The 2,256-nt window shown below is 50.3% G+C and carries 2 protein-coding genes; both read right to left on the bottom strand.

Annotated elements, in window-relative coordinates:
* Positions 1–92 precede the first annotated feature (92 nt).
* The gene (locus QOL67_RS21955; protein ID WP_283428130.1) at positions 93–1,484 is read right to left on the bottom strand and encodes a primase-helicase family protein; all 1,392 of its coding nucleotides are present in this window, start codon (positions 1,482–1,484) and stop codon (positions 93–95) included.
* A gap of 184 nt (positions 1,485–1,668) precedes the next feature.
* A partial coding sequence (locus QOL67_RS21960; protein WP_283428131.1) for a hypothetical protein occupies positions 1,669–2,256 on the bottom strand: 588 nt, incomplete at its 5' end.

Consider the following 2,256-nt stretch of genomic DNA (forward strand, 5'->3'; position numbering starts at 1 on the left):
GGAGACCCTTTCACAGGCCTCCTCGTAGTGATTTGCGATGACGTCTTGGAGCCACTGCTCGCTATCATCCATGAACATGAAATGTTGATCGTTCATGTGATGATTTCCACTTCCGTCGCTGGATCGTTAGCTTCAAGATATTCGGTCACCTTTACCGGTTCGAAGTCAGGTCCGTGGATTCTACCTCGCTCGATCCAGAAACCCGGCTTAACCCATATCGCTCGAGCAAAGTCCTTTCCGCCCCATTTGACCTTGGCCTTCTGCCATTCCAAATCATCCATCAAATGCTTGGTTTGGTTCATGTTAGCGTTGAGATTGGTGCGGACGAACTCGACAACATTGGCCTCAGGCAGAACCACGAGCCCGCGACCATTCAGCAATTCCTCAAGCTGATCGACGATGGTTTGACGGCTGGTTTGCTGTAGCCGCTGCATGATTGGCGTTGGGTGGTCGGCAACATTCAAAGCCTTAGCATTAAACGTCTCAGGGATCGGGCGTCGCATCAGCGCATTATACAAACGAGCCACATTGGCTGGCTCATCTAGGAAGCGATGGACGCGCCCAACTAGATCGGAAAACTCATTCGCTCTTTGGCCTCCAGAGCGGCCTTCATGGTTCACGTCGACCACCAGATAGCGACGTTCACCTTCGTCCATCCAGGTTGGGGAGAAATTGGATGTAAACACGAAGCAGCAGCACTGTTTCGCACGTTCAGCTTCCATGCCCTTTCGCTCAATGAGCACAAAGGGATCTGTGATAAAAGTCTTAATCGCGTTGCTCTGTGGTGAGCCAGGCTTGATTTGAGTTTCCTCTGAAATCACCAGCTTACTGGTGAGAACCGTGCTATTGAATTGCTGGGTGAGCTTGGCCACGTTATTCTGCGTGACTGTGTTCTGCACACCGAAGAGTTCGGCAAAGATACGGCAGGTGGTGCTCTTCCCTGTTCCTTTACCCCGAGAAAACAGGAACGGGGCCCAGGAGGGCTTTTGATCTTCATTCTGCAGGCACCAGGCGAGCCAGTTGATCACTCGCTCTCGATCGTGATCGTTCTGGAAGAAGAGGCGGAAGAATTCTTCGATGACGCCGAGTTCGGCTGCATTGATCTTCAACCCGCGATACTCAGGCACTGACCAGGTGTTCGCCGCAACTGACCCTCGTTTCATGATCAGGCGATTGGGATTGCCGGGCTCGCACACTGTTGCGCCACTCCAAACCTGAAAACATCGGTCTATATCAGTGTGGCGTTTATCTATGAGAAGCTGAAAGAGGCCTTTAAAAATCTCTTTATTCAGCTTGACTTGCGGATGCTCTTCTCGGATCCGGTTAAGGATCATCATCTCGACATCCACGCGTGAGAGTGGTGTGCCTAGATGCTCCAGATCGTAGAACTTGTTATCGCGGCGAACGATCTGATTGCCGTACGATTTGGCAAGCATGGCGATTTGAGTTTGATCGTTGGTGGCTGGTGAAGTGTTATCGGACATTGATGGTTATCCTCCATCATTCATGCACCGGGGATAGCTGCTGCGCCGATCAAAAGGGGGAGCGGATTAGACTGATTTTTTGGCGCAACTCCAGGTGCATAATCGCGTAGTTCCCTTCTTTAGTGTGCCCTGGAAGGATTTCGAACCCCGATACGGGCGTAAGGCGCTGTTTTATAATAACTTTTCAGATACTCTTCTTAATCTCAGCGGAAACCGGTGAAAACTGCTCAACAACACCCAGCAGAACTTGAGTCGCTTGATGTAAATTTTCGTACTGATCGCTTAGTCCTGTCGTCCATTTGTTCCCGTGAACTAGATTACCGCGAAGCCGATACGCAATGAGAAGAAGGGCTCTAAGTTTCTCAGTGGTAGCGCCGGGCTGGCTGATAAACACACTCTTAATGGCTTTAGCGGCGGCTTCATCTTGGCCAACCATGGGCCCAAAATGCATCGTGACGCCTAGTCCCTCGGCATATCGATCTCTAAAATGACCATACGCTTTTTCGAATGACGAAAAGTCGCTATTAGGTTGGACCGTCGTGCCGATGAAGGCCTCAATGCACTGCTGGTAGGTCTTCTTTTTGTTGTTTTCCAAAATTTCGCCAAGACCTTTGAGGCATAGTCGTTCGTAGTTGCTCCAAGCAAATATAAAACAGCCCGCCATTACGATCGTGGCTTGGTTTGGGGCGGCCGTACCTAGAGAAGCGTTTTGCAGTCGTTGGACGAGTACAGAGATATCGGTAACCGACATTATGCATCCTAACAGTTTTTT

It is taken from the genome of Shimia sagamensis, from assembly GCF_900182745.1.
Lineage (GTDB): Bacteria > Pseudomonadota > Alphaproteobacteria > Rhodobacterales > Rhodobacteraceae > Shimia > Shimia sagamensis.